The sequence below is a fragment of the Streptomyces sp. NPDC091377 genome, from assembly GCF_044757045.1.
In the GTDB taxonomy this organism is placed as follows: domain Bacteria; phylum Actinomycetota; class Actinomycetes; order Streptomycetales; family Streptomycetaceae; genus Streptomyces.
Window position 1 is genome coordinate 727,338 of record NZ_JBIVUE010000001.1, and the last position, 20,660, is coordinate 747,997.

Sequence of the window (20,660 nt, forward strand, 5' to 3'; positions counted from 1 at the left end):
TCCCGCCCCTGACCCGTCCTACGGTGCCGAGCGCCTCCTGATCTTCGAGCCCAGCCAGACCAGCGGGTCGTACTTGCGGTCCACCGCCCGCTCCTTCAGCGGGATCAGGGCGTTGTCGGTGATCTTGATGCCCTCGGGGCAGACCTCCGTACAGCACTTGGTGATGTTGCAGTAGCCGAGGCCGTGCTCCTCCTGGGCGGTGGTCTTGCGGTCCAGGCCGGAGTCGGCGGCGGCGTCCAGCGGATGCATGTCCAGCTCGGCGACCCGCATCAGGAAGCGGGGGCCGGCGAACGCCGGCTTGTTCTCCTCGTGGTCACGCACCACATGACAGGTGTCCTGGCACAGGAAGCACTCGATGCACTTGCGGAACTCCTGCGAGCGGTCCACGTCCTCCTGGAACATCCGGTACTCGCCCGGGCCCAGCTTCTCCGGCGGCACGAAGGCCGGGACCTCACGGGCCTTGGTGTAGTTGAAGCCGACGTCCGTGACCAGGTCGCGGATGACCGGGAAGGCCCGCAGCGGGGTGATCGTGATCGTCTCGTCCCGCTCGAACACCGACATCCGGGTCATGCACAGCAGCCGGGGCCGGCCGTTGATCTCCGCCGAGCACGAACCGCACTTGCCCGCCTTGCAGTTCCAGCGCACCGCCAGATCGGGGGCCTGGGTCGCCTGGAGGCGGTGGACGATGTCCAGCACCACCTCGCCCTCATGGACCTCGACCGTGAAGTCCTCCAGACCGCCGCCCCCGGTGTCACCGCGCCACACCTTGAAACGGGCCTCGTAGCCGCTCACTCGTACAGCTCCTCTTCGGCGAGGTACTTGACCAGCTCCTCCTTGTCGAACAGGGCGAGCAGGTCCGGGCGGATCGGTTCGGTGTTCTCCCGGGCCAGGTCGATCTGGCCGTGGGCGGGGTCGGTCGCGGCGCGGACGCCGGTCGGATCGCCCAGCCGGCACAGCAGATTGACGTTGCGCCACCGGCGGTCCATCCCCGGGTGGTCCTCACGGGTGTGCCCGCCGCGCGACTCCTCGCGCTCCAGCGCCGCCCGGGCCACACACTCGCTGACCAGCAGCATGTTCCGCAGGTCCAGCGCGAGATGCCAGCCCGGGTTGAACTGGCGGTGCCCCTCCACCCCGGCCCGCCGGGCGCGCACCCGCAGCTCGCCCAGCTTCTTGAGGGCCTGCCTCATCTCGCCCTCGCGGCGGATGATGCCGACGAGGTCGTTCATGGTCTGCTGCAACTCCTGGTGGAGGGTGTACGGGTTCTCCGGTGCCTCGTCGGGAGCGGCACCGTCGCCCGCGGGAGCGCTCTCGGTCCCGGCCGAGAACGGCCGCAGCGCCTCCGCCTCCGCCGCCTCCACCTCGGCGTCCGCCGCGTGGGGCCGCGCTTCGAGCGCGGCGGCGTACTCGGCCGCGTGCCAGCCCGCGCGCCGGCCGAAGACCAGCAGATCGGAGAGGGAGTTGCCGCCGAGCCGGTTGGAGCCGTGCATCCCGCCGGCCACCTCACCGGCCGCGAACAGCCCCGGCACCCCGCGGGCCGCCGCCGTGTCGGACTCGACGGCGACGCCGCCCATCACATAGTGGCAGGTCGGGCCGACCTCCATCGCCTCCGCCGTGATGTCGACATCGGCCAGCTCCTTGAACTGGTGGTACATCGACGGCAGCCGGCGCCTGATCACCTCGGCGGACATCCGGGTGGAGACATCCAGGAAGACCCCGCCGTGCGGGGAGCCCCGGCCCTCCTTCACCTCGGAGTTGATGGCCCGCGCCACCTCGTCACGGGGGAGCAGCTCGGGCGGGCGCCGGTTGTCCTCCGGATTGTCGTACCAGCGGTCGGCCTCGTCCTCGGTCTCGGCGTACTTCTCCTTGAAGACGTCCGGGATGTAGTCGAACATGAACCGCTTGCCCTCGGAGTTCCTGAGCACCCCGCCGTCGCCGCGCACCGACTCGGTGACCAGGATGCCCTTCACGGAGGGCGGCCAGACCATGCCGGTGGGGTGGAACTGCACGAACTCCATGTTCAGCAGGGGCGCCCCGGACAGCAGGGCCAGCGCGTGGCCGTCGCCGGTGTACTCCCACGAGTTCGACGTCACCTTGAAGGACTTGCCGATGCCGCCCGTGGCGATCACCACGGCGGGGGCCTCCAGGACGAAGAAACGGCCGCTCTCGCGGTCGTAGGCGAAGACGCCCGAGACCCGGCCCTGCTCGTCCTTGAGGATCCGGGTGACCGTGCACTCCTGGAAGACCTTCAGCCGGGACTCGTAGTCGCCGCTCTCCCGGTGGTCCTCCTGCTGGAGGGCCACGGTCTTCTGCTGGAGGGTGCGGATCAGCTCCAGGCCGGTGCGGTCGCCGACATGGGCGAGGCGCGGGTACTCGTGGCCGCCGAAGTTGCGCTGGGAGATCCGGCCGTCCTTCGTACGGTCGAACAGGGCGCCCCAGGTCTCCAGCTCCCACACCCGGTCCGGGGCCTCCTGGGCGTGGAGTTCGGCCATCCGCCACTGGTTGAGGAACTTGCCGCCGCGCAGGGTGTCACGGAAGTGGACCTGCCAGTTGTCGTGCTCGTTGGCGTTGGCCATGGCCGCGGCGATTCCGCCCTCGGCCATCACCGTGTGGGCCTTGCCGAACAGCGACTTGCAGATCACCGCCGTACGGGCGCCCCGCTCGCGCGCCTCGATCGCCGCCCGCAGCCCGGCGCCGCCGGCCCCGATCACGACGACGTCCCACTGCTGGCGGTCGATCACGGACATCAGAAGAACCTCGGATCGTCGAAGGCGCCGGACGCCACCAGGTACACGTAGAAGTCGGCGAGCGCCACGCTCACCAGCGAGGCCCAGGCGAGCTGCATGTGGCGGGCGTTGAGTCGGCCCACCCACTGCCACATCCGGTAGCGCACGGGATGCTTGGAGAAGTGCTTCAGCTTGCCGCCGACGATGTGCCGGCACGAGTGGCACGACAGGGTGTACGCCCAGATCAGCACGATGTTCAGCAGGAACACCAGGGTGCCGAGGCCCATGTGGCCCCACGCGTAGTGCTCGTCGCGGAAGGAGAGGACGGTGTCCCAGGTGAGGATCCCGGCGACGGCGAGCGCGGCGTAGAAGAAGTACCGGTGGATGTTCTGCAGGATCAGCGGGAAGCGGGTCTCACCCGTGTACTTCTTGTGCGGTTCGGCGACCGCGCAGGCGGGCGGCGAGGCCCAGAAGCCCCGGTAGTACGCCTTGCGGTAGTAGTAGCAGGTCAGCCGGAAGCCGAGGGGGAAGATCAGGATCAGGATGGCGGGGGAGATGCCCCACCAGCTGCCGAAGATCTCCCAGTTGGGGCCGCCGCGCATGGGCTCGCAGTTCTCCGCCAGACAGGGGGAGTAGAAGGGCGAGACGTACGGGGCCGCGTAGTAGTCGGCGTTGGCGAAGGCCCGCCAGGTCGAGTACGCGATGAAGGCCAGCAGTCCGGCGGCGGTGGCGGCCGGCGCGAGCCACCAGCGGTCGGTGCGCAGATGAGGGGCGGCGATCGCGGCGCGTCCGGCACCGCGTACGCCGCCGCGGGGATGGGGTCGGGTGGCTGGGGGTTCCGTACCAGTTGCCAAGGATGACTCCGGTCGGGGGTTCGGGGGCCGTGCCGCCGAGGGGACGGGTTGCCGTCCGGCCGCTCGGCGGGATCAGGGCGCACGCCGGTCGCGAGCGCCGAGGCCCTCGTCGTCCGTGTCCACCCAGAGGCTGTTGTCGTAGGGCGTGTCGGGGATGGTGACCAGTTCCGGTCGCCGGTGGGTGGCCGGCGCGCTGTCCGCCGTCTCACGCAGCAGGGCGACGCTCTCGCGCAGATGTTCGCAGTCGGTGCGGACCCGGCGGATGTCGAGGCCGTTCCCCATCTGCTGCTCCAGCCGGCCCACGGACCGGGCCAGGTCGTCGAGGCTTCTCTGGACTGACGTCAGTTCGTCGTGGACGGACATGACGTGACCTCACTTCCGTCGGGAACTCCGTCGGACGCGGCCCCGGACCGGCCGGGGACGGCGACGTTCATGCGCCTGCGAGTGTTGCGCGTCACACCGGCCGGTGGGAAGGGACGTGCACCGATTGGCCGAGGCGTACGGGTGTGACGGCGGAGTGACGGCGGGTGGCCGTCTCTGCGCTCGGCCGCTCGGGTGAGCTTCCCGCGCGTCGGCGCCGTGTCGCCCCGTGTTGCCGAACCCTTTCCTCTTCAGTGGCCGTATAGGTCAGAAATGATCTGATCAGCTCTCTATATCGCTACATACCGTCATATACGGCCAACCGTGATCATAACTCCCGCGGCCCCCCGGAGGTAAGCAGAGATGTCCCACCCCGTCGGACCGCGCGCGGTGCTGCGCTCGGTCGCCTTTCTCGCCGCGGGCGCCCTCGCGGTGCCGGCCCTGTCCGGCTGCGGCTCGGACGACCAGGCCGGCAAACCGCTGGCCGGCCAGGACATCGCCCCGGCCGCCCGCGCCGACATCGCCGACGGCGGCACCCTGCGCTGGGCCGTGGACGCGGTGCCGGAGACCCTGAACGCCTTCCAGTCCGACGCCGACGCCACCACCACCAAGGTCGCCCAGGCCGTGCTGCCTTCGATGTTCCGGCTGGACAGCAACGGCCGGACCGAGATGAACACCGCCTACCTGGAGTCCGCGAAGGTGGTGAAGACCGAGCCCCGCCAGGTCGTGCTGTACAAGCTCAACCAGCAGGCGGTCTGGAGCGACGGCCGGGAGATCGGCGCCGCCGACTTCGCCGCGCAGTGGCGGGCTCTGAACGGCAAGGACAGCGGCTACTGGACCGCGCGCAACGCCGGGTACGACCGGATCGAGCGGATCGAGCGCGGCAAGAACGATCTGGAGGTCAGGGTCACCTTCGCCCGCCCCTACGCCGACTGGCGTTCGCTCTTCTCGCCGCTGTACCCCAAGGAGGTCATGGGCACGCCCGACTCCTTCAACGACGGGGCGCGGCGCAAGCTCAAGGTCACGGCCGGGCCCTTCGCCGTGAAGAAGATCGACCGCAAGAACGACCGGATCACGCTGGCCCGCAGCAGCCGCTGGTGGGGCGAGCCGGCCAAGCTCTCCGAGATCGAACTGCGGGCCGTCCCGCGCGAGGACCGCGTCAAGGCGCTGACCGAGGGCCGGGTCGACCTCGCCGAGATCGACCCGGCGGCGGCCCGCACGGTGGGACTCGCCGGGCCCGAGGGCGACATCGCGGCGGAGAAGAAGTGGGAGAAGGAGCAGAAGGAGCAGGAGGAGCGGCAGAAGAAGGAGGGGGAGGGCGAGGGCGGCGGTCAGAAGGGCGCCCCCGGCCAGCCGCCGCCGCGGGTGCTGACCAAGGAGGAGAAGGCGCTGCGGGGCTACGAGGTCCGCAAGTCGCTGGAGCCCGCGTACACCCAGCTCGCGATGAACGGCGCCGACGGGCCGCTGGCCGACGAACGGGTGCGGCGGGCGGTGGCCCGGGCGCTGGACCGCAAGGAGCTGGCCAAGCTGGTCCTCAAGCCGCTGGATCTGCCCGCCGTGCCGGTCGGCAGCCATCTCGCCCTGTCCGGGCAGGCCGCCTACGCCGACAACAGCGGGGCGATCGGCGACCAGAACCCGGCGGAGGCCCAGGCGCTGCTCGCGGACGCCGGGTGGGTGCCGGGGGCGGGGCCCAAGGGGAAGGGCGAGAAGGCGGCGGGAGCGGAGGGGAAGAAGGGCGAGAAGGGTGAGTCCTCCGCCTCCGAGGAGCCGTCGGAGGGCGGGGACGACGGGACGTACATCGTCGGGCAGGACGACAAGGCGGGCGACGCCGGGGACGACGGCGACGGCAAGCAGTACGCCGGTGACCGGCTGACCCAGGGCGGGGCGCCGGGGGCGTACGCCCCCAAGGGCACCGCGGCGCCGGCCGGGGCGCCGGCGGGGCCGCTGGCGAAGGACGGCAAGCCGCTGACGCTGCGGTTCGTGGTGCCGTCGGGCAAGGGCGCGGAGACCCTGCGGGCGGTCGCCGACCGGATCGCGCGGATGCTGGACCGGGTGGGCATCCGGACCGAGACGAAGAAGGTGTCCGACGACAGCTACTTCAAGGACCATGTCGCGTCCGGGGAGTACGACCTCGCGCTGTACTCGTGGCCCACGTCGGCGTTCCCGGCGACCGACGCGCGACCGATCTACGCCAAGCCGGTGCCGGCGGCGGACGGGTCGCTGAACGTCGAGCAGAACTACACGCGGGTGGGGACGGACCAGGTCGACCAGCTGTTCGACCAGGCGATCTCCACGCTGAAGGAGGGCGAGACGAAGTCGCTGATCCGCAAGGCGGACGCGCGGATCTGGGCGTCGGCGGGGTCGATCCCGCTGTATCAGCGGCCTCAGCTGGTGGCGGCGAAGCGGGGGCTGGCGAATGTGGGGGCGTTCGGCTTCGAGACGCCGCTGTACGAGGACATCGGCTTCCTGAAGCGGGGCGAGCGGGGTAAATCGGGGGAGTAGCCCACGGGGCCCTGCGGGGGGCGGGGCCGGCGTTCTGGGTGTGAGTGCGGGTGCGGTGCGGATGCGGGTGCGTCGTGGTTTGTCGCGCAGTTCCCCGCGCCCCTTGGGGTGGTGCGGTGGTTGTTCGGGTGCGGGTGGTCTGTGGCTTGTCGCGCAGTTCCCCGCGCCCCTTGGGGTGGTGCGGTGGTTGTTCGGGTGCGGGTGGTCTGTGGTTTGTCGCGCAGTTCCCCGCGCCCCTGGGCGTTGCGGCCCAGGGAAATCGATGGCGGCCAACGTGTACTCGACAGACGCCACCACCCCCACCCACCTGGGGGCGCGGGGAACTGCGCGACCGGCCACGACGCAGCCGCACCCGGAATGACGGGCCGTACCCCCACTCACCCAGGGGCGCGGGGAACTGCGCGACAAGCCACGACGCAGCCGCACCCGGAAGAACGGCAGACGCACCCCCCATACCCCCACCAACCTCCCCCGCGAGCCCCCACCGCGGTGGCCACGTAGGATGGGGTGAGGCCGTGGCATGTCAAGCCCGGCGGGGCCTGACACTGACGCAGGCCGTCCTCACCACTCCGGGAGTACGTCGCAATATGGCCACGCGCCACGACATCCGCAACGTCGCCATCGTCGCCCACGTCGACCACGGCAAGACCACCATTGTCGACGCCATGCTCAAGCAGGCCGGCGCCTTCGCAGCCCACCAGCTGGAGTCGGTGGACGACCGGGTCATGGACTCGAACGACCTGGAGCGTGAGAAGGGCATCACGATCCTCGCCAAGAACACCGCGGTGAAGTACCACCCGAAGGCCGGCGGGGACCCCATCACGATCAACATCATCGACACCCCCGGCCACGCCGACTTCGGCGGCGAGGTCGAGCGCGGCCTGTCCATGGTCGACGGTGTCGTCCTGCTGGTCGACGCCTCCGAGGGCCCCCTCCCGCAGACCCGCTTCGTGCTGCGCAAGGCGCTCCAGGCCCGGCTGCCCGTGATCCTCTGCATCAACAAGACGGACCGCCCGGACGCCCGGATCGACGAGGTCGTCAACGAGACGTACGACCTCTTCCTCGACCTGGACGCCGACGAGGAGCAGATCGAGTTCCCGATCGTCTACGCCTGCGGCCGCGACGGCATCGCCTCGCTGACCAAGCCGGACAACGGGACCGTACCCGCCGACTCCGACAGCCTGGAGCCGTTCTTCTCCACCATCCTGGAGAGCATCCCGGCCCCGACGTTCGACGCCGACGCCCCGCTCCAGGCGCATGTCACCAACCTGGACGCCGACAACTTCCTCGGCCGTATCGCGCTGCTCCGCGTCGAGCAGGGCGAGCTGCGCAAGGGCCAGACGGTCGCCTGGATCAAGCGGGACGGCTCGGTCGGCAATGTCCGTATCTCCGAGCTGATGATGACCGAGGCGCTCACCCGCAAGCCCGCCGAGAAGGCCGGCCCGGGTGACATCTGCGCGGTGGCCGGTATCCCGGACATCATGATCGGCGAGACCCTCGCCGACCCCGAGAACCCGATCGCGCTGCCGCTGATCACGGTGGACGAGCCCGCGATCTCCATGGTCATCGGCACCAACACCTCGCCGATGGTCGGCCGTGGCGGCTCCGGCAAGGGCGCCGACGCGAAGGCCGTCGTCAAGGACCGCAAGGTCACCGCCCGCCAGGTCAAGGACCGGCTCGACCGTGAGCTGATCGGCAATGTCAGCCTCCGGGTGCTGGAGACCGAGCGGCCGGACGCCTGGGAGGTGCAGGGCCGCGGTGAGCTGGCGCTGGCCATCCTGGTGGAGACCATGCGCCGCGAGGGCTACGAGCTGACGGTGGGCAAGCCGCAGGTCGTCACCAAGGACGTGGAGGGCAAGACGTACGAGCCGGTCGAGCGGATGACGGTCGACGTGCCCGAGGAGCACATGGGCGCGGTCACCCAGCTGATGGGGGTGCGCAAGGGGCGGATGGACAACATGTCCAATCACGGCTCCGGCTGGGTCCGGATGGAGTTCGTGGTGCCCTCGCGCGGGCTGATCGGATTCCGGACGGAGTTCCTCACCCAGACCCGCGGCACGGGCATCGGGCACTCCATCCACGAGGGCTTCGAGCCCTGGTTCGGCCCGCTCCAGACCCGGAACAACGGCTCGCTGGTCGCCGACCGCTCCGGCGCGGTCACCGCGTTCGCGATGACGAACCTCCAGGAGCGCGGGGTGCTCTTCGTGGAGCCGGGCACCGAGGTGTACGAGGGCATGATCGTCGGCGAGAACTCCCGCGCCGACGACATGGACGTGAACATCACCAAGGAGAAGAAGCTCACGAACATGCGGTCCTCCACGGCCGATGTGACCGAGTCGATCGTCCCGCCGCGCAAGCTGTCGCTGGAGCAGTCGCTGGAGTTCTGCCGCGACGACGAGTGTGTGGAGGTGACCCCGGAGTCGGTTCGCATCCGCAAGGTCAACCTCGACCAGCGGGAGCGGGCGCGCGCCGCGAGCCGCGCCAAGCACAGCTGAGCGCGAGCGCCGCGCCACCGAGGGTGAGCGCGGCGCCCCGCGGCCCCGGAACCCGGCTCTCCGCCCCGGAGGGCCGGGTTCTTCGGTGTTCGGCCCACGGGCCCCCGCGGGGCCCCGTACGCTCCCTCCAGGGGTCGTCACGGGGCTGTCAGGGGTCACCGGGGCGGTCTCATCGGGGGGTGTTCAAGACTTGAACGCGGCGAGCCGTCCCGCGGACGCTTCGACGGGTGCTCCGGGGTGCGTTGCGGATCACCCGTCGAGACTCTTAAAGCACTGTTCGGATATCGGTGAGCGAGCGATCAAGTTTCGGACATGTAAACCAAAAACTCGTCCATATATGTCCGATTCGCCGGTTTGTCGTCTCACATGTCAAGCGCGCGCAGGTGTCAATCCGCGCAATTTTTGCTCAAAAAATTGGTTGTAGGGAGATCCCTATGCCTTCCGCCCTTGACGCGCGTTGATGCACTTGGCGAAAGTTCCCCCAAACCACAGAACCTGCCGGTATCTGTGCTGCGCTCAACTCTCCAACCCCCCGGGGGAAGAACACACATGACCAGTCCAACCAAGGCCGAGGGCTCCGGGTCGTCCACGGTCGCCTTGGACCCAGAGCTCGAAGCGACCTCCGAGGTCGACAAGGGTGCGAAGAAACTTGAGGGTCGCTCCCCCGGGCAGTTGATGTGGCAGCGCTTCAAGCGTGACCGTACAGGCATGATCTGCGCGGGCGTAGTGATTTTCTTCTTCGTCGTCGCACTGGCGGCCCCGCTGCTCACCGCGATCAGCGGCACCAACCCGTACACCCTCTACGGCCAGGACCCCACCTACGCCCACAAGCCCGTCCTGGACGACTTCGGTCTGCCGCTCGGCTACTTCGGCGGCGTCTCGGCCGACCACTGGTTCGGTGTCGAGCCGCAGTTCGGCCGCGACCTCTTCGCGATGCTGGTGTACGGCATGCGCACCTCGCTGTTCATGGCGCTGGGCGTGACCACCCTGCTGATGATCACCGGTGTCGCCATCGGCCTCATCGGCGGCTACTTCGGTGGCCGTACCGACTACTGGCTCGGCCGGGTCACCGACTTCTTCCTCTCCTTCCCGCAGCAGCTCTTCTTCATCGCCTTCATGCCCGTGGTCACCGCGTTCTTCGTCGACCCCACCGAGAAGACCCCCACCTACTTCCGGGCGCTGGCGATCCTGATCGTGCTCTGGCTGCTGGGCTGGATGGGCATGGCCCGACTGGTCCGCTCCACGGTGCTGTCGCTGCGCGATCGCGAGTTCGTGGAGGCCGCCAAGGTGTCCGGCGCCTCGCCGCTGCGGATCGTCCGCAAGGAGATCCTGCCGAACATCGTGTCGCCGATCCTGGTGCAGTTCACGTACATCCTGCCCAGCACGATCCTGACCATCGCCTTCCTCTCCTTCGCCGGTGTGGGCTTCATCGAGCCGACCCCGGACTGGGGGCGGCTGTTCGCAGCCGGCGCCAAGTACGCGGAGCAGGACCCGGCGTTCATGTTCTTCCCCGGAGTGGCACTGGTGATCTTCATCCTCTGCTTCAACCTCCTCGGGGACTCCGTACGGGATGCCTTCGACCCGAAGTCCGGGCGGTAAAAGCGTCCATTGGTGGGGGGTGACTGCCGCCCCCGCGTCGGCCTACCAGCCGCGTCAGGCAGTACTCATGGATAACAACCGACAGGTAGGTGCATTCACCGCTATGAAGACCTTCACCTCGCGCAGAGCGCGCGCCGCAGTCGTCGCCCTCGCGGCCGGCTCGCTCGCGCTCACCGCTTGCTCGGAGAACACCGGTTCGACCGGCTCCGGGAAGGACTCCAAGAAGGACCAGAAGGAAGCCGCGGCCCAGTCGAAGGCGGTCGTCTACGCGGACGCGGCGGCCTCCACCGGCCCCGCCGAGGAGGTCCCGGGTGCCAAGCCCGGCGGCACGATCAACGTCTACCAGGAGGCCGGTCTCTCCCACCTGGACCCGGGCCAGATATATGTCTCGGACGCCGGCCAGGTCGCCAACCTGCTCTTCCGCGGGCTGACCAACTTCGAGGAGGACGGCAAGGGCAACGTCTCGGTCGTCGGCGACCTCGCCACCGACTCGGGCAAGTCGTCCGACGACGGCAAGACCTGGACGTTCACGCTCAAGGACGGTGTCAAGGACGAGAACGGCAAGGAGATCACCTCCGCCGACGTCCGCCACACCATCGAGCGCACCTACTCCGAGTTCATCTTCGACGGCCCGAACTACGTCCAGACCTGGCTGAGCGGCGCCGACTACAAGAAGAAGCTCCCCGACGGCGGCTTCGGCGACAAGCACCTGCCGGACGACGTGCTGGAGACCCCGGACGACAAGACGGTCGTCTTCCACTTCGACAAGCCGCGCCCGGACCTGCCGCAGACGCTGGCCATGCCGGGCTACACCCTGGTGCCGGAGGAGACCGACACCAAGGAGAAGTACGACAAGGCCCCGGTCTCCACCGGCCCGTACAAGATCGCCGAGTACAAGGTCGGCAAGTCCCTCAAGCTGGTCAAGAACGACCAGTGGGACCCGAACAGCGACTCCGTGCGCCACCAGTACGTCGACGGCTTCGACATGCAGTTCGGTGTCACCGAGTCGACCCAGACCAAGCGTCTGATCTCCGACCAGGGCGACGCCAAGAACTCCATCCAGCTCACCGGCTCCGTCGAGGCCACCCAGATCCAGGACGTCGTCGGCGACGCCGCGGTCAACAAGCGCACCATCCAGGGCTTCCAGCCCTACGTCCAGGTGCTGAACTTCAACCTGGACCGGGTCAAGAACAAGGTCGTCCGCGACGCGATCACCTACGCGGTGAACTCCAAGTCGCTGATCGCCGGTGAGGGTGGCGCCTACGGTGGCGACGTCGCCCCGAACCTGTTCGCCCCGACCCTGCCCGGCTACGAGGCCGACTACGACCCCTACGGCCGTCTGAAGACCCCGCAGGGCAACATCGCCGAGGCCGAGAAGCTCCTCAAGGACGTCCCGGCCGAGGAGAAGAAGCTCGTCTTCGCCTACGCCAACAGCGAGGCCGGCCAGAAGCGCAAGGTCGCCATCGAGGACGCCCTGACCAAGGTCGGCTTCGAGGTCGTCGCCAAGGAGATCGACGCGGCGAGCTACTACGAGCAGATCGGCAAGCTCGACAACCCGTACGACATCTACATCTCCGGCTGGGGCCAGGACTGGCCGTCCGCCGCCACGGTCGTCACGCCGGTCTACGACGGTTCGCTGGTCTCCGACGGTGCGCCGAACTACTCGCACATCAAGGACCCCAAGGTCCAGGAGCTGATCGACAAGGCCGTCACCCAGGAGCCGACCGAGGCCGCCAAGACCTGGCAGGAGGCGCACCGCTACATCCTCGAAGAGGTCAACCCGGCCGCGCCGCTCTGGTACACCAAGCAGTTCCAGCTCTACGGCTCGAACATCGGCGGTGCCCGCTACAGCACCGAGTCGAGCTACATCGACGTGACCCGACTGTTCCTCAAGTCGTAGCTCTCTACGGCTGATCGCGGGAGTGCGCACCAGGCGGAGCGCACTCCCGCGGTTCCGCGCAAACCTCCCACCGTCTCCGCAGAGAGCAGCCTCCCCGCCATGCTTCAGTTCATCCTCCGGCGCTTGGTCGGTGCCTTCGTCACTCTGTTCCTCATCGGCGCAGCCACCTTCTTCCTCTTCGTCGCCGCGCCGTCCGACTACGCCTCGCTGGCGTGTGGCAAGGACTGCTCTCCAGGGAGACTGGAGGACATCCGTGAGGCGCTCGGCCTCAATCTGCCGATCGCCCAGCAGTTCTGGGACTTCATGTCCGGCATCGTCACCGGGCGTGACTTCCCGGCCGGCCACTGCGACGCCCCGTGCCTCGGGCAGTCCTTCTACTCCGGTGACATGGTCTGGGACACGATCATGGACCGCTTCCCGCTGACCCTGTCGCTGACCGCCGGCGCCATGGCGGTCTTCCTGACCCTCGGCATCGGGGCCGGAATGATCGCCGCGTACCGCCGCGGCACCCTGATCGACAAGATCGCCACCGGCACCTCGATGGTGCTCAGCTCCTTCCAGATCTACTTCCTCGGCCCGATCGTCCTGCTGATCTTCGTCTACAGCACCGGCTGGGTGGAGGACCCCAAGTACGTCCCCTTCACCGAGGACCCGTTCGGCTGGCTGGCCGGACTGTGGATCCCGATGATCGTGATGGCCACCATCTTCACCGCGCAGTACACGCGTATGGCCCGCGCCTCCCTGATCGAGCAGCTCTCGGAGGAGCACGTACGCACCGCCCGTGCCAAGGGCATGCCGAAGCGCTATGTGTTCTTCCGCTACGCCTGGCGCGGTTCGCTCATCCCCATCGTCACCGTTCTCGGTATCGACCTCAGCGCCCTCCTCGGCGGCGGTGTGGTCACCGAGCTGACCTTCTCCCTCCAGGGCATCGGCCGGCTGGCCGTCGACGGAGCGACCCAGAAGGACCTCCCGCTGACGATGGGCGTCATGCTGTTCGGCGCCTTCTTCATCCTGCTCCTCAACATCTTCGTCGACATCGTGTACGCCTGGATCGACCCGCGCGTCCGGCTCTCCTAGGAAGAACCCACCACCGTGACCACACTGACCAAGACCGAGGACGCCCCGGCCCCGACCGGGCCCGAGAGCTTCCTCTCGGTCCGTGACCTGCGGGTGCAGTTCTCCACCGAGGACGGCATCGTCAAGGCCGTCGACGGCCTGTCCTTCGATGTCGAGCGCGGCCGGACCCTGGGCATCGTCGGCGAGTCGGGCTCCGGCAAGTCCGTCACCAACCTGACGGTCCTGGGCCTGCACAACCCCCGCTCCACCACCGTCGACGGCGAGATCGTCCTCGACGGCAAGGAGCTGGTCACCGCCAGCGAGAAGGAGCTGGAGAAGCTCCGCGGCAACAAGATGGCGATGATCTTCCAGGACCCGCTGACCGCGCTGTCCCCGTACTACACGGTGGGCCGCCAGCTCTCCGAGCCCTTCATGAAGCACACCGGCGCCTCCAAGAAGGAGGCGAAGGAGCGGGCCGTGCAGATGCTGGAGAAGGTCGGCATCCCGCAGCCCAAGGTGCGCTTCGACGACTACCCGCACCAGTTCTCCGGCGGGATGCGCCAGCGCGCGATGATCGCCATGGCGCTGATGTGCGACCCGGACCTGCTGATCGCCGACGAGCCGACCACCGCGCTCGACGTGACCGTGCAGGCGCAGATCCTCGACCTGCTCAAGGACCTCCAGCAGGAGTTCGGCTCGGCGATCATCTTCATCACCCACGACCTCGGTGTCATCTCCCAGGTGGCCGACGACCTGCTGGTGATGTACGCGGGCCGGGCCGTGGAGCGGGGCAGCGTCAAGGAGGTGCTCCGCACACCGAAGCACCCCTACACCTGGGGCCTGCTCGGTTCCATGCCGCGCCTGGACGGTGACATCGGCACCGAGCTGACCCCGATCCCGGGCTCCCCGCCCTCCCTGCTCAATCCGCCGTCCGGCTGCCCCTTCCACCCGCGCTGCTCCTACCCGGAGAAGGTCGCGGGCGGTCTGTGCGCCACCGACCGCCCGACGCTGGCGGCCGGCCGGGCCTCCGCCTGTCATCTGACGGCCGAGCAGAAGCAGACCATCTTCATCGACGAGATCCAGCCCCGGCTGCGCTAGGGAGAACCGAGATCATGAGCGAGAACCTCACCCTCCCCGGTCAGCAGGGCTCCACCGCCACCGACCGGGAGACGCTCCTGGAGGTCAAGGGGCTGACGAAGCACTTCCCGATCTACGGCGGCTTCCCGATCAAGCGGAAGGTCGGCGCGGTCCAGGCCGTGGACGGCGTGGACCTGACCGTCGGCGTCGCCGAGAGCGTCGGCGTGGTCGGCGAGTCCGGCTGCGGCAAGTCCACCATGGGCCGGCTGATCACCCGGCTGCTGGAGCCCACCGCCGGCCAGATCACCTACTCCGGGCAGGACATCACCAGCGCCACGCGCCGCCAGCTGGCCCCGGTCCGCTCGGAGATCCAGATGATCTTCCAGGACCCGTACTCCTCGCTGAACCCGCGGCAGACCGTCGGCAGCATCATCAAGTCGCCGATGGAGGTCAACGGGATCGACCCGAAGGGCGGCCGGGAGAAACGCGTCCGGGAACTGCTGGAGCTGGTCGGCCTCAACCCCGAGCACTACAACCGCTTCCCGCACGAGTTCTCCGGCGGTCAGCGCCAGCGCATCGGGGTGGCCCGCGCGCTGTCCCTGAACCCGAAGCTGATCGTGGCCGACGAGCCGGTCTCCGCGCTGGACGTGTCCATCCAGGCGCAGGTGGTCAACCTGCTCCAGAAGGTCCAGGAAGAACTCGGCATCGCGTTCGTGTTCATCGCCCACGACCTGGCGATCGTGCGGCACTTCTCGCAGCGCGTGGCGGTCATGTACCTCGGCAAGGTCGTCGAGGTCGGCGACCGGGACTCGATCTACAACCGGCCCCGGCACCCGTACACCCACGCCCTGCTCTCGGCGGTGCCCGAGGTGGAACTGGCGGACGAGGGCGAGCAGCGCGAGCGGATCCGGCTCTACGGCGACGTGCCCTCGCCGATCCACCCGCCGTCGGGCTGCCGCTTCCGCACCCGGTGCTGGAAGGCGCAGGACAAGTGCGCCACGGAGGAACCGCCGCTGGTGCAGATCTCCGGCAACAACGGCGGCCACCTCACGGCCTGCCACTTCCCGGAGGACCCCACGGCGCCCCGCGAGGAGCCCGTGATCATGGACCCGGCGCTGAGGGCCCTGGAGGACATCGCCGAGGAGCCGACGTCCTGACGCGTAGCCGCGTCCCTGCCCCCTGCCTGACCTTTGCCCTGTCCCTGCCCTGTCCCTGCCCTGCTCCTGCTCCTGCCCTGCTCCTGCCCTGTGGCCCGATCCGGTTTCCGCCGGACGGGCCACAGGGCGTTTTCCGGGCCGTACCGGGTGATGAAAGATCAGTGAAAGGGATGTGACAGGTGTGGCGGGCATCCTGTTTCTGCCCAGCGGTTCCACCCATGCATCGGAGCCGCTGGGCACCTGGATCCCCGGCCGGAGCCTTCTCCGGAGTCACCGAGTCACCGGATCCACCGATCCACCGATCCACCGGATCCACCGATCCACCGATCCACCGGGTCCACCGGGTCCACCGATCCACCGGGTCCACCGGGTCCACCGGATCCACCGGAGCCGCGAGAGTGGTGGCGCCCGGCCGGTGCGACGTCCGTGGTGACAGCGACCGGTCAGAGCACGGAGGGGGCTCCCGAATGACCACGGTGACCAGCCGCGCCGGTGACGGGGGGATGCCCTGAGCCGCTGAGCGAGGGCCGTACCGGTCCGCTCGGGTCGCATCGGCCGGACTCCGCGCGCATCTCACCTTGCTCGCCGTTCTCCTCGGGGGAGGGAACGGCGAGCAAGGCGACGTGCGCGCGGAGACGGCGGACAGCGAGCCGCTCACGCCCACGGAGCGGCGTCCGGGAACGACCAACCGTGATTGCCTGGCCAGCGGTGCTGGATTAAGTTCACCGGATGTCCCACCCCGCAACTGGGTTCCGCGTGCTCGGCCCCCTCGAAGTGCGCATCGGCGGTCGCGCGGTCTCGCTGACCGGGCGTCAGCGTGCCCTGTGCGCGGCACTGCTGCTGCGGTCCGGCCATGTGGTCTCCGTCGACCGTCTGATCCGGGACGTGTGGGGCGAGGCACCCCCCGCGGCCGGGGCGGCGCGGGTGCGGGCGCTCGTCGCCGAGGTCCGCCGGGCCTTCGGCCCCGAGGGGACCGGCCTCCTGGTCACCCGGAACCCCGGCTACTCCCTGCGCGCCACGCCGGAGCAAGTGGACCTGCTGGAGTTCGAGGCACTCGTCAAGGGCGGTTCCCGCGCGGGCGCGGGCCGGGACTGGCGGGTGGCCTACGAACGGCACGACCGCGCCTTGTCGCTGTGGCGCGGCGAGCCGCTGTCCGACCTGCCCGCGGCCGACGCCGAACGCCAGCGGCTGAGCGAACTGCGCGTGGTCGCGCTCGAAGGGCGGGCCGAAGCCCAGATCGCCTCCGGACAGCACCGTGACGCCATCGCCGAACTGCTGGGGCTGGCGCGGGAACACCCGCTGCGGGAGCGCCCGCACGTCTTGCTGCTGCGCGCCCTGCACGCGGACGGACGTACCGCCGAGGCCCTGGAGCGGTACGCGGCACTGCGCCGGAGGGTGGTGGACGAACTGGGCGTCGAGCCCTCGAACGAACTGCGGGACCTCCACCGGAGCCTGCTGCACGACGGCGGCGCCCGCCGCCCGCCCGCGGGGCCGCCCGGCCGGGCCGAGGACCCGCGCGTGACCCCGCATGTGCCGCGGCAACTCCCGCGCCCGCCCCGCCGGTTCGTCGGCCGTGCGCGGGAGACGGGGCTGCTCGACGGCTGCCGTCGGAACGCCGAGACGCTGGCCGTCATCGTGGGCCCGGCGGGCGTCGGCAAGACCGCTCTCGCCCTGCACTGGGCCCACCGGGCCGCCGACCACTTCCCGGACGGACAGCTCTTCCTCGACCTGCGGGGCTTCGACCGGGCCGAACCGATGACCCCGGACGAGGCGTTGCCGCTGCTGCTCCAGGGGCTGGGGTGCGCGCCGAAGGACATCCCGCTGGGCCTCGACGCCCAGTCCGCGCTCTACCGCACCCTGCTGGTCGACCGCCGGGTGCTCGTGGTCCTGGACGACGTGGCGGACGCGGCCCACGTACGACCGCTGCTCCCCGCCGCCGAGGGCTCCCTGACCCTGGTGACCAGCCGGTACCGGCTCAACGGACTGGTCACCCTGGACGGGGCCTACCGCGTGACGTGCGACGTCCTCGAAAGCGGCGAGGCACTGGAACTGATCAGCGGCGCGGTGGGGTCCGACGTCGTCGGCGCCGATCCGGACACCGCCGCCCGCCTGGTCGAGATGTGCGACCGGCTGCCGCTGGCCCTGTGCGCCGCCAGTTCCTGGATCGGTGACCGGCCGGGCAGCATGAAGAAGTACGTCAGCGAACTGTCCGATCGGGGTCGTCTCGCGCGGCTGCATGTGGAGGGCGAGGACAGCGTCGCCGTCCGGGCCGCGCTGGATCTGTCGTACAGCGGGCTGTCCGCCGAGGCGCGGCACGCGTTCCGCTGTCTGGGGCTGCTGCCGGGCACCGGGCGGTCGATCAGCGCGGTCGCCGCGACGGCCCGGCTCAGCACGGCCGAGACGGAGGAGCTGATCCGGCAGGCCCACCGGGTGCACCTGGTGCGGGATCTGGACGCGGGGCGCCTGACCTGGCACGACCTCGCGCACGAATACGCGTGGCACCGGGCGCTGGCCGACGGCGACGCGGCCGAACGGCGTGCCGCCGTCGAGCGCACCCTCGACCACTACCTCCAGAGCGTCATGAACACCGCCCGGGTCTGCGGCCACCACGTACCGCGGCCCGCTCCGGACCCGGTCGCGGGATCGGTGCCCAGGGAGTTCGACACGAGCGAGGAGGCGTACGCCTGGTTCGACGCCGAATGGGAGGACATCTCGGCCGCGATCGCGCACGCCGCGGAGCACGGGCCCGCCCGGTTCTCCTGGCAGATCGTGCAGGCGGCGCAGGACCTCTTCCACCACCGGCGCCCGCTGTCGGAGTGGATCCGGCTGGCGGGTGTGGGCCTGGCCGCCGCCGAGCGGGAAGGCGACGTGGCCGGTCAGGCGGCCATGTGGCTGTCGACGGGGCACGCCCGCTGGCGCCACGGCGACCTCCGGACCGCCCTGACCTGGTACGAACGGGGCGAGGAACTGGCCCGCCGCGCCGACTGGCCGCTCGGCGAGGCGGCGGGCCTTCAGGGCAAGGGCGTCTCCCTGAAGCTCCTGGGCAGACCGCGCGAGGCCCTCCCGTGCTACCTGCGGGCGACAGCCCTCTACCGCATGCTCGGGATGCGGCGCAGCGAGGCCATCATGCAGATCAACACGGCGTCCCTGAATCTCGCGCTGGGACGGTTCGCCGAGGCCGAGCAGGCCGTGTCCGAGGCGATGGCGCTCGCGGACGACGGCAACCAGTTCCCCTCGCTGGCCCTGGCCTATCTCTCGCTCGTCCGTCAGAAACAGGCCAGATGGGCGGAGGCGGAGGCGGCGGGGCGCGAGTCGTTGAGCATGTCCCGGGCCACCGGATCGCTCTACGCCCAGGCGATCGCGCTGGAGGCCCTGGGCAGGACCCGCGCCGACGCCGGTCAGGACGAGCGGGCGGTGCGCACCTACGAGGAGGCCCTCGCCGTCGCCGAGCAGGTGGAGAACCGCCACGGCCAGGTCGACTGCCTGGTGGGCCTCACCTCGCTCGCCCTGCGCGCGGGACGGACGGAGACCGCCGTACGACACCTCGACGCGGCCCAGATCATCGCCGAGCGGACCGGCCATCGGGCGGGCTGGGTCGAGATCCTGCTGGAGCAGTCCAAGATCAAAAGCGCTCTGGGCGAGCACGACGACGCGGTCGTCCCTCTCCGCCACGCGGCCCAGCTCGCGACGGACGGCAGCCCGCTGATGATGCCGCGCGTCCACCTCGCGACGGCTCTCGCCCTGCTCCACACCGGCGAGCACACCGAGGCGCTGGCCTCGGCGCAGCGCGCCGTCGACCTGGCCCGCGAGACCGGTCAACGCCTGGTGCTGGCGCAGGCGTTGACCGCGCTGGCCGACATCCAGGGGGCGGCGGGCGACCCGACGCCGGTACCGGCCGCCCGCCGCGAGGCGGAGAGCCTCTACGAGGAGATCGGCACCCTCCGCCCCCACCGCACCGCCGCGACCCGCCCCGGCCCCCGGCGGGGCGGCGTCCCGGCGGGCTGACGTCCCCGGGGGCTACAGCCCGGCGGGCTGACGCCCGGGGTCAGAGCGGACGGGCTCCGGCCGCCCCGACGAGGTCCGGGCGCCCCAGCTCCGCGTCCCGGCGCAGGATGCGGTCGTGCAGGGCCCGGAGTTCGGTGCCGGGACCGTCGCCGAGCTGGTCGATCAGCCGGGCGCGGCACTGCCGGTACCGTTCGAGGGCCTCGCCCGGCCGCCCGCTGCGGTACAGCGCGAGCATCAGCAGCCCGGCGACCTTCTCGTCGTAGGGCAGCTGATCGAACAGGTCGTGCAGGACGGGAACGCACTCGTCGTGACGGCCGAGGCGCATCCCGACCTCGGCGCAGTGCACCCGGGCCTCCCGGTACTCCTGCCACAGAGTCATCCGCATGGCGTCCGCCCAGGCCGTCGGAACGTCCGACAGCAGCCCTCCGCGCCACAGGGACAGCCCGTCGCGGTACCGCCGCAGCGCCAGTTCGTCCTGGCCCTGGTTGGCGGCCCGGCGCGCCTCCTGGACCGAGTGCCGGAAGACCGAGAGGTCGACCTTGGTCCGATCGATCGCGAAGACGTATCCGCCCCGGCGCCTCGCCAACTGGAACGCCGGCCGTTCCCCGAACGCCGGGCCGGGCAGCGCCTTCCTGAGCCGGGTGGCGAGGGTGTAGAGCGCGTTGACCGGGTGCCGGGGGGCCCGGTGCTCCCACACGCGCGCGATCAGGGTGTCGTCGGCCACGAAGTCGTTCGGCGTCCAGGCCAGTGCGGCGAGCAGCAGCCTGGCGCCGTACGGGATGGGGACCTGTCCGGCAGCGGTCCGCACTTCGACGCACCCCAGCAGCTGAACGTTCACGGAGAGCCCTGTCGGTCGGGAGTGGTCCCCCTACTGTGCGGTCGGCGCGCTCGGGTCACGCATGGATCCCGCACGGCCACCAGGGCGGTGATCC

General features: G+C 70.0%; 13 protein-coding genes. 8 read left to right on the top strand and 5 right to left on the bottom strand.

All coding sequences use genetic code 11. The features are described from left to right. Positions 1–18: 18 nt before the first annotated feature. The 4 genes from ACIQNG_RS03240 to ACIQNG_RS03255 all read right to left on the bottom strand — a co-directional run bounded on the left by ACIQNG_RS03240 (position 19) and on the right by ACIQNG_RS03255 (position 3,940). On the bottom strand, positions 19–792 hold the full coding sequence (locus tag ACIQNG_RS03240; protein WP_401482404.1) for a succinate dehydrogenase/fumarate reductase iron-sulfur subunit: 774 nt from the start codon (positions 790–792) through the stop codon (positions 19–21). Further along, positions 789–2,744, bottom strand: coding sequence for a fumarate reductase/succinate dehydrogenase flavoprotein subunit (locus ACIQNG_RS03245; RefSeq protein WP_401482405.1), 1,956 nt, complete (start codon positions 2,742–2,744; stop codon positions 789–791). Before ACIQNG_RS03245 ends, ACIQNG_RS03240 begins: the two co-directional genes overlap by 4 nt. Further along, the gene (locus tag ACIQNG_RS03250) at positions 2,744–3,577 is read right to left on the bottom strand and encodes a hypothetical protein (RefSeq protein ID WP_401429758.1); all 834 of its coding nucleotides are present in this window, start codon (positions 3,575–3,577) and stop codon (positions 2,744–2,746) included. The genes ACIQNG_RS03245 and ACIQNG_RS03250 overlap by 1 nt, the downstream gene beginning before the upstream one ends. A gap of 72 nt (positions 3,578–3,649) precedes the next feature. Further along, positions 3,650–3,940 carry a hypothetical protein gene (locus ACIQNG_RS03255; RefSeq protein WP_401429760.1) on the bottom strand — a complete coding sequence of 97 codons (291 nt, stop codon included), beginning with the start codon at positions 3,938–3,940 and terminating at the stop codon, positions 3,650–3,652. A gap of 360 nt (positions 3,941–4,300) precedes the next feature. Here ACIQNG_RS03255 and ACIQNG_RS03260 point away from each other — a divergent pair, with 360 nt between their 5' ends. The 8 genes from ACIQNG_RS03260 (at position 4,301) to ACIQNG_RS03295 (ending at position 19,728) form a co-directional block, all read left to right on the top strand. Next, positions 4,301–6,439: an ABC transporter family substrate-binding protein gene (locus ACIQNG_RS03260; protein ID WP_401482406.1), complete on the top strand. Its 2,139-nt coding sequence runs from the start codon at positions 4,301–4,303 to the stop codon at positions 6,437–6,439. Between the two features lie 587 nt (positions 6,440–7,026). Then, the gene (gene typA / locus ACIQNG_RS03265) at positions 7,027–8,934 is read left to right on the top strand and encodes a translational GTPase TypA (RefSeq protein WP_401429764.1); all 1,908 of its coding nucleotides are present in this window, start codon (positions 7,027–7,029) and stop codon (positions 8,932–8,934) included. Positions 8,935–9,483: 549 nt separating this feature from the next. After that, positions 9,484–10,533 carry an ABC transporter permease gene (locus ACIQNG_RS03270; RefSeq protein ID WP_401482407.1) on the top strand — a complete coding sequence of 350 codons (1,050 nt, stop codon included), beginning with the start codon at positions 9,484–9,486 and terminating at the stop codon, positions 10,531–10,533. Positions 10,534–10,636: 103 nt separating this feature from the next. Beyond that, positions 10,637–12,433 (top strand): ABC transporter substrate-binding protein, encoded by a 1,797-nt coding sequence (locus ACIQNG_RS03275; protein ID WP_401482408.1) that lies wholly within the window; start codon positions 10,637–10,639, stop codon positions 12,431–12,433. A gap of 99 nt (positions 12,434–12,532) precedes the next feature. Continuing rightward, on the top strand, positions 12,533–13,510 hold the full coding sequence (locus ACIQNG_RS03280; RefSeq protein ID WP_401429772.1) for an ABC transporter permease: 978 nt from the start codon (positions 12,533–12,535) through the stop codon (positions 13,508–13,510). A gap of 15 nt (positions 13,511–13,525) precedes the next feature. Continuing rightward, on the top strand, positions 13,526–14,587 hold the full coding sequence (locus ACIQNG_RS03285) for an ABC transporter ATP-binding protein (protein WP_401482409.1): 1,062 nt from the start codon (positions 13,526–13,528) through the stop codon (positions 14,585–14,587). 14 nt (positions 14,588–14,601) lie between these two features. Continuing rightward, complete coding sequence (locus ACIQNG_RS03290; RefSeq protein WP_401429777.1) at positions 14,602–15,723, top strand: ABC transporter ATP-binding protein; 1,122 nt, start codon at positions 14,602–14,604, stop codon at positions 15,721–15,723. Between the two features lie 729 nt (positions 15,724–16,452). Further along, complete coding sequence (locus ACIQNG_RS03295) at positions 16,453–19,728, top strand: BTAD domain-containing putative transcriptional regulator (protein WP_401482410.1); 3,276 nt, start codon at positions 16,453–16,455, stop codon at positions 19,726–19,728. A 40-nt stretch (positions 19,729–19,768) separates the two neighbouring features. Here the strand turns inward: ACIQNG_RS03295 and ACIQNG_RS03300 are convergent, their stop codons facing one another. After that, the gene (locus ACIQNG_RS03300) at positions 19,769–20,566 is read right to left on the bottom strand and encodes a BTAD domain-containing putative transcriptional regulator (protein ID WP_401482411.1); all 798 of its coding nucleotides are present in this window, start codon (positions 20,564–20,566) and stop codon (positions 19,769–19,771) included. Between the last annotated feature and the right edge of the window lie 94 nt (positions 20,567–20,660).